Source organism: Modestobacter lapidis (assembly GCF_054780755.1).
The window spans coordinates 1-7,207 of record NZ_BAAGVS010000041.1 but is presented as its reverse complement, the minus strand read 5'-3'; the positions used below and the strand labels follow the sequence as shown (position 1 = coordinate 7,207).

The following is a 7,207-nucleotide window of genomic DNA, read 5'->3' as shown; positions in this document are numbered from 1 at the left end:
CTCGGCCTTGAACTGCGGGCTGAACCTTCGCCGCTGCTCTGGCATGGACAGATCCTCTCAGCAGCGAGTCACTGTCCAAGATCATTGGTACACCCCAGTAGCCGTCACACGGCTTGCCTTCAGGTGCGGGAAGCGCTGTAACCGAGCGCGCGGCGCAGTCGACGGAGTTGTCACAACGAGTTGCACGACCCGAGATGCAAGACGTGTGCAGGCTCGCGATCTTGATGTCACCAGTACCGATCGAAGGGGGCGGTCGAGCGGCGGCATCGGAGGCGCAGGTGCCCTGGGCGATGAATCGGAAGGACGGACGGGCGGGTCGAGGACAGCTCGAAACCGAGCCGTCGGCCATCTTCACGGCGATAAGTGGCTGCGGAGGAGGATGGCCCGGTGGAGCAGAGCACCACGATCGATGTCGAGGCGTCGGTCGAGCAGGTCTGGGAGGTGCTGCGGGAGGTCGGACAGTGGCCGGAGTGGGCGCCGACGGTGACCTCGGTTCGACGCCTGGACGACGGGCCGCTCGCCGTCGGGGTCCCGGGTCCGGGGTGGAGCAGCCCCGGATCCCCCAACCGAGTATGTGGTGACGGAGCTCGAGCCGAGCCGCTCGTTCACCTGGGTGGCCTCCGGCCCGGGCGTCCGCACCACCGGTCGGCGGCGGGATCGGCTTGGGCACACGGTGCTGATCCTTACAGCAGGGCCGCAGCCTCACAGGCAAGGAGTCACCGAACCGAGGGCAGTCCCGTGCTGTGTTCGACCTACGCGGCAGCAGTCAACGGCCGATGCTTGTTAACGGCGGGCGAAGTCTGACCCCCTGGCGGCAGGCGGGTTCTACGGCTTGTCGCAACACACCTGGTAGGTGAGGGGTGTGCGCGTGGGGCGACGGGGCCGGAAGCGTCGACTCGATCTGGAGTCCGAGTACTGGAGGTTGCTGAAGTCCCGCATCGGCACGGTCGCCGCCTGCCGCCAGGGGGTCAGTTTCAGGCGCCGTCGACACGATGCTCCGGCAACTCCTCCAGCTGTGGTGACGCGTGCCGGCCGAGCGACGTGTCCGTCAACGGCAAACTCGGGGACGAGGGCAGGTCTCGCTGGGATCCGGGCCCTTCCTGGTGTCAGGGCATGGCAAGGCTGTCACGGTGTCGCAAGATGAGACACTCCGCGCGACATCGGGGGAGTCACAGTGCGTTGGCTCACATGTGGCGTCATCGCTGTCGCATCACTCGTGGAGGCTCGATGCTGTCCCTTCCGTCCATCGATCACCTGCGCTCGGCGCGAGACCGTCTACTCGAGTCCCGCGACCTGCCCGAGGACACGATCGTGCGGCCGGAGATCGCCATGGCCTGGCAGCGCTGTGTCAGCAGTGGAGTGAAACCAGACAGTCTTGCGCCGTTCTATGTCGGCAAGGAGGGGACCGAGGGCCAGCTGGTGCTGGCTGCCACACCGGTCCTGTCAAAGCTGTTCGACCGACTGTCCGGAACGTCGGTCAGCATGCTGCTCGCAGACCGTACTGGCCTCCTGGTCCAGCACTGGGCGGGTACCAGGCAGGTGCTCGGCCATCTCGAGAGAGAGCACGCCACGACTGGCTTCCTGGTCGACGAGTCCATCTCGGGGAACAACGGCATCGGAACCGTACTGGAGGAGGGGCGCCCGGTCCTGGTCGAAGGGGCCGAGCACTTTGCGGACGTCTGGCTCGACCACACGTGCGTCGGGACCCCCATCCGGCATCCGATAACCCGCCAGGTGCAGGGTGTCCTCAATCTGACTTGTCGTGCGCGCGAAGCCAACGACCTGATGTTGCCGTTCGTGCTAGAGGCTGCGCAGGCAATCGAGCGTCGCTTGTACTTGAAGAGCTCTCGGAACGAGCGTGTCCTGCTCGAGCAGTTCCTGTCGGCCGAGAAGCGCAGCAGCCGCCCGATCATCGTGCTGAACGACCAGATCGTCATCAGCAATGCCGCTGCTGCGCGGGTCCTCGACCAGGTCGGGCAGGTCCAGCTCTGGGAGTACGCCTCCGCGGCGATGGAGGAGCACCGAGGCCAGGACACGGTCCTGCCCCTCGGTGACGGTGGGTCGGTGGCCCTGCGTTGCCAGCCCGTCCAGGAAGGTCGTGCCGTCATCGGTGCGCTGATGGAGATCGTGCAGCAGCGTCGGCCGCCGAATCGACGAGAAGCTGGTGAGCACACGGCCGTTCGCGGCTCACACGTGTCCCGATCAGAACGTTCGGTTCAGGTCACCGATACCTGGGCTCGCCTGCGCACGGCGGGATGTGACGCGCGCAAGGCCGGCCTGCCGCTCCTGGTCGTGGGGGAGCCGGGTGTAGGCAAGATGACATTGGTCGAGCAGGTGCTGGGAGGCGAGAACGCATCCCCGATCACGGTCTTCGACGGGGCTCGGCAATCGCTCGACGGTGTGTCGCGGTGGGTTGGAGCGGTCGAGTCGACGCTGTGCGAGAACGCAGGCGGCGTTGTGGTGCTACGGCATGTCGAGTGTCTGGACGAGCAGGCTGCCCGCGCGATGTGCAGCGTCATGGACACCCACCGGATCAGGGAGACCTCACTGGCGGCCACGCTCACCGTCACTGACGGCTCGATGCCAGGCGGCCCGCTGATCGACCGGCTTGCGGTCGCTCCTGTGACCATCCCTGCGGTCCGGCAACGCACGGCCGAACTGTCGGCGTTGGTGGCGACCCTCACCCGTAGGCACGCACCCCAGGCTCAGGTCCGGTGGCTGCCCGACGCGATCCAGACGCTGGCCCGGCTGGACTGGCCCGGGAACGTCCGCCAACTGGAGAACCTCGTCCGCCGCGTCCTGGTTACCCGTCGGGTCGGGGACATCAGTGCGCGCGAGCTACCGGAAGAGATTCGTGGTCAGGCGCCTCGTCGGGGACTCTCGCAGATGCAGCGGGCGGAGCTGGCAGCCATCACGTCGGCGCTCCAGCATGCGGAAGGGAACAAGAGCGAGGCGGCCGATCTCCTGGGTGTGTCGCGAGCCACGCTCTACCGCAAGATCCGCTCCTATGGGATCGCCCTCGACAGGACCAACTTCTGACTCCTGAGGCTGCGGCGCCTACCCGGGTGTGGCACGGAGGGATGAGCGGCCAGTGGTGGCCGTCGCCGGGATGAGGCAGGGGACAGCGCCGATCGTTGGTCAGACCATGCGACGTCCCGCCGGACAGCGGGGTTCCGGCCCCCCATCCGACGCGCCCGCAACCCCTTGCGCTTTCCGTATAGCAAAACTTAGTATCCGCTCTGCAAGAAAACGACCGTCTGAAGGGCGACTCGCAGCCGCACGGCCAGGCGAGTCCCTGTCGACCCCCTCAGGTCCATCAAGGAGGATGAATGAGCGTCGCGCGTACCCTGCCCGATCCGGCCGATGTAGTGATCATCGGCGCTGGCGCAGCCGGCGGTACGGCCGCAAAGGTCCTGACCGAGGCGGGCGTCAACGTCGTCTGTCTCGAGCGCGGTCCGTGGATGAAGCCGGATGAGTTCTCCGGCGATGAGATCAAGTACATCAACCGCAACTTCCTCTGGCAGGACACGCTCCTCAAGCCCCGCACGAAGCGCCGGCACGCGTCGGAGAAGGCCGAGGTCACTCGCTTCTCCCCGACGCCGCAGATGGTCGGCGGTGGCACCACGCACTGGAACGGCTGGTTCCCGCGCCCCACTCCGGACGACCTGCGTCCCCGGAGCATCTATGGCGACATCCCGGGTGCCAGCCTGGTCGACTGGCCGTTCACCTACGACGAGCTCGAGCCCTACCTGACCAAGGTCGAGTGGGAGTTCGGCGCCTCGGGGCTGGCGGGCAGCAACAAGTACGACGGTTACCGCAGCGCGGGGTTTCCCTGCCCCCCGGTTCCGCTGAGCGGATACGGCAAGGCCTTCTACAAGGGCTGCGGCGAGCTCGACTACAACGCGTTTCCACTCCCTCAGGCGTTGGTCACCACGCAGCACAAGGGCCGCAAAGCAAGCGTGCATTCCGGGTTCTGGCAGGAGTACGGCGACCCTACGACGACCAAGTCCACAACCCTGCAGTCCTTCATCCCGGAGGCGTTGGCGACCGGGCGGCTGGACCTTCGCCCGGAGTCCTACGTCCGTGAGATCACCGTGGGCAAGGACGGCAAGGCGAACGGCGTTCTATACGTCGACAAGGACGGGCGTGAGATCCACCAGCGGGCCTCGGCCGTCGTCGTGTGCTGCGGTGGCATCGAGAGCGCACGGCTGCTGCTCATGTCGAAGTCGAACCTCTTCCCCGACGGGCTGGCGAACAGCAGTGGGCTCGTGGGGCGCAACTTCACGGCCCACGAGTACATCTTCGCCGTGGGCGTCTTCGACAAGGAGAACCACCCGCCGCTTCGCGGCTGGAGTGGCTCTTACATCAACGGCGCCACCTACGAGTTCTACAAGACCGACATGAGCCGCCCGCACATCCTGGGTGCGGTGGTGTCCGGCTCGATCCTCGGCCACCCGGTCAACTACAACTTCCCGGGCAAGCCCTCCTGGGGTCAGGCCGGGAAGGACGCGGACCGCGACTTCTTCAACCACAGCATGAAGGTCGGCGTGCCCGTCCAGGACCTGCCGCAGCACAACAACATGGTCGACCTCGACCCCGACGTGACGGACGCCTGGGGTGTGCCCGTGGCACGCATCACCGCCAAGCCGCATGCGAACGACCTGGCGCAGGGCACCTGGATCGTCGACAAGTGCGTCGAGATCCTGCAGGCGGGTGGAGCCTCTAGCGTCATGCCGGTCTACATGAACGACATCACCGGCAACTGCAACCACGAGATGGGGACGACGCGCATGGGGAACGACCCGGCGACGTCGGTGCTCAACAAGTGGGGCCAGGCGCACGACGTCGACAACCTCTACGTCATGGACGGCAGCGTGTTCCCGACCTCGTTGGGAGTGAACCCGACCCTGACCATCATGGCGATCGCCTGGCGATGCGCCGAGCGCCTGGCCCAGCAGCGCGGTCGGGGCGTCGTCGGTTCCGCGGCCCAGCAGCTCGTCTCCGTCGGCTGAACGGCACGGTGGAGCAAGCGATGACCGAACGAGGTGCAGACATGAACGAGACCCAGGGGCGCTTCTTCGACGCGCACCAGTGGCGCACGATGGATGCGGCCACGGCGCGCATCATCCCGACCGACCACGACCCGGGTGCGCGCGAGGCGGGGGTGGTCGGCTTCATCGACCGCTACCTGTGCGGGACCGACTACATCTACGCCAATGCCTATGGCAGCGGCTTCATGCGCCTCGAGGGGGAGCAGGCGCAGGCGTGGTCGCAGCGCAACGCCATGCTGCAGGAGCGCTACCGGACCGGCCTGGTCCAGCTCGACGAGCTCAGCCGGGAGGCGTACGGGCAGGACTTCGCGGACGCCACCGAGGAGCAGCAGGAGGAGGTCCTGGCAGAGATCTCCGGCGCGCCGAAGCCGAACCGGTTCCTGCCGACGTCGGTGTCGAAGGACGTGGCGGTCACGGATGGTCTGGCGCACGGCAACTTCGGCATCAGCATCGAGCGGTCCGAGCCGGGCCAAGGCAAGTCCATCGTGCTGAGTCAGCCGGTGACCGACGATTCGCTGAACTTCTTCGAGACGCTGGTGTTGCACACCCGCCAAGGCTTCTATGCCGATCCGGTCTATGGAGGAAATAGGGACCACATCGGCTGGAAGGTCATCGACTTCCCTGGCCCGAAGTCGATCGCCGAGACGCGGGATGGCCGCTACAGCACCATGCAGTACCTCGAGGAGGGCCACTACGAGGTAGTCGCCCCTGAACTGGTGGCGGCTGACGGTCGGCCTTTCGGGTGGACCGACTGATCGCTCGCCCGTGACGGCGGCGGGAGCTGCCCACAGACGGACGCATCCGGTGAGCGTGCTCGACGCTCACCGGATGCGTCCTTGTGCGTGCGGCCTGTCCGCGAGAGCAGCTCGGGCACATGGCGGCCATCAGCTCGTGCGAGACGATCAATCACTGTCCCGCCCCGGGTTCACTGGAGGCTCGGAACTGACGCGGCGACAGTCGTCGCCGCGGTGGTGTGCCGGTGGAAGTCGTCCTCGTGCTCGGCCGGTGGGATCAGGCCGATCTCGCCGTGCAGGCGCCGGGGGTTGAACCAGTCGATGTACTCGGCGGCGCCGGCCTCGGCGAGGCGCTGGGTGTAGCGCACGGCGACGTACTGAACGCCCTTGTCCGAGTGGGGGATCAGCCCGGTCACGTCGCGGCCGGCGCGCCGGCGGGTCCAGATGCCCATCTCCAGCGCGTCCGTCCGGCCAGGTCGGTGCGCAGCGAGCGGGACAGCTGCCAGCCCACCACCCGGCGGGAGTGGACGTCGATGACGAAGGCGGCGTGGACCCAGCCGGAGACGGTGCGGCAGTAGGTGATGTCGGCGACCCGCAGCTGGTCGGGGCCGGTCGCGGGTGAACGCGCGGTCGACCAGGTTCAGCCGGGTGTCCGGGCCGGTGCCCGGACACGGTGGTCCGCGGGCCCTTCGCCCGGGTGGTGCCGCGGAGCCCGGCTGCGTGCATCAGCCGCTCGACGGTGCACCGGGCCACCCGGTGGCCCTGCCGGCGCAGCTCGGCGTGGACCTTCCGGGCGCCGTAGACGCCGATGTTCTCGGCGTGCACCTGCTCGATCACTGCCGTGGTCGCCGCGTCGCTGGCCGACCGTGCCGACGGCGGCCGGGGCCGGTGCGCGTAGTAGGTGCTCGGGGCGATCTGCAGCTGTTCGCAGGTCGGCTCGACCCCGTGCTCGTCCCGATCGGCGTCGATGAACTCGACGATCACCGCTGCGGGCGGTCGAGCTCCGCCTGGGCGAAGAGCGCCGAGGCGGTCTTGAGGATCGCGTTCGCCCGGCGCAGTCGCCGGGTCACGCCGAGCGTCCACCGCCTTCCGCGTCGCCCGCTCACGCAGCTCGTCGGGGTACTTCCTCGGTGCCGCCATGACTCTCATCCCCACGGGATCGAGAACCTCCATCAGACCCCGGGGCGGGACGCGTGGATCTCCGGCGCCGTCCGGGACAGACCGGCGTCGAGGTGCTCAGTAGCCTCTACCGCCGACAGGGATCCCTTGAACTTGTCAGGGGCCATGAGGACATGCACATCAGCGTCATTCGCTGAATGACTCGGACTGGGCTGTGTCAAGGATCGTGGACAGGTCCTCGGGTTGATCACGCTGTGGCGGTTGCCGCAGCCCGGTGGTCGGTGAGCGCTTCGAACGGGGTCC

General features: G+C 67.5%; 5 protein-coding genes, 2 pseudogenes and 1 other annotated feature. Of the genes and pseudogenes, 4 read left to right on the top strand and 3 right to left on the bottom strand.

The annotated features are described in order from the left end of the window. Positions 1-363: 363 nt before the first annotated feature. The 4 genes from ACYVG5_RS21225 (at position 364) to ACYVG5_RS21210 (ending at position 5,806) form a co-directional block, all read left to right on the top strand. Positions 364-804, top strand: coding sequence for an SRPBCC family protein (locus ACYVG5_RS21225; RefSeq protein ID WP_460683527.1), 441 nt, complete (start codon positions 364-366; stop codon positions 802-804). Positions 805-1,227: 423 nt separating this feature from the next. After that, entirely contained in the window at positions 1,228-3,039 is a 1,812-nt protein-coding gene (locus tag ACYVG5_RS21220; protein WP_222050760.1) for a sigma-54-dependent Fis family transcriptional regulator, read from the top strand. A gap of 290 nt (positions 3,040-3,329) precedes the next feature. Then, positions 3,330-5,012 (top strand): GMC family oxidoreductase, encoded by a 1,683-nt coding sequence (locus tag ACYVG5_RS21215; RefSeq protein WP_222050758.1) that lies wholly within the window; start codon positions 3,330-3,332, stop codon positions 5,010-5,012. Between the two features lie 41 nt (positions 5,013-5,053). Then, the gene (locus ACYVG5_RS21210; RefSeq protein WP_222050757.1) at positions 5,054-5,806 is read left to right on the top strand and encodes a gluconate 2-dehydrogenase subunit 3 family protein; all 753 of its coding nucleotides are present in this window, start codon (positions 5,054-5,056) and stop codon (positions 5,804-5,806) included. A gap of 170 nt (positions 5,807-5,976) precedes the next feature. On the opposite strand, the gene ACYVG5_RS21205 is transcribed toward ACYVG5_RS21210, so the two are convergent. The 3 genes and pseudogenes from ACYVG5_RS21205 to ACYVG5_RS21195 form a co-directional block, all read right to left on the bottom strand. Continuing rightward, on the bottom strand, positions 5,977-6,237 hold the full coding sequence (locus ACYVG5_RS21205; RefSeq protein WP_246631156.1) for a hypothetical protein: 261 nt from the start codon (positions 6,235-6,237) through the stop codon (positions 5,977-5,979). Beyond that, positions 6,198-6,386: pseudogene (locus ACYVG5_RS21200) on the bottom strand (hypothetical protein); the annotation flags it as partial. The gene ACYVG5_RS21205 and the pseudogene ACYVG5_RS21200, both read right to left, overlap by 40 nt. A 98-nt stretch (positions 6,387-6,484) precedes the next feature. Beyond that, positions 6,485-6,622: pseudogene (locus ACYVG5_RS21195) on the bottom strand (IS3 family transposase); the annotation flags it as partial. Between the two features lie 69 nt (positions 6,623-6,691). Continuing rightward, positions 6,692-6,808, bottom strand: a sequence feature (AL1L pseudoknot). Positions 6,809-7,207: the final 399 nt, after the last annotated feature.

What these genes read in the sequence shown, in the direction of transcription:
- ACYVG5_RS21215 (WP_222050758.1), top strand. Translation starts at nt 3,330, where the DNA reads ATGAGCGTCGCGCGTACCCTGCCCGATCCGGCCGATGTAGTGATCATC.
- ACYVG5_RS21205 (WP_246631156.1), bottom strand. Translation starts at nt 6,237, where the DNA reads ATGGGCATCTGGACCCGCCGGCGCGCCGGCCGCGACGTGACCGGGCTG.
- ACYVG5_RS21220 (WP_222050760.1), top strand. Translation starts at nt 1,228, where the DNA reads ATGCTGTCCCTTCCGTCCATCGATCACCTGCGCTCGGCGCGAGACCGT.
- ACYVG5_RS21210 (WP_222050757.1), top strand. Translation starts at nt 5,054, where the DNA reads ATGAACGAGACCCAGGGGCGCTTCTTCGACGCGCACCAGTGGCGCACG.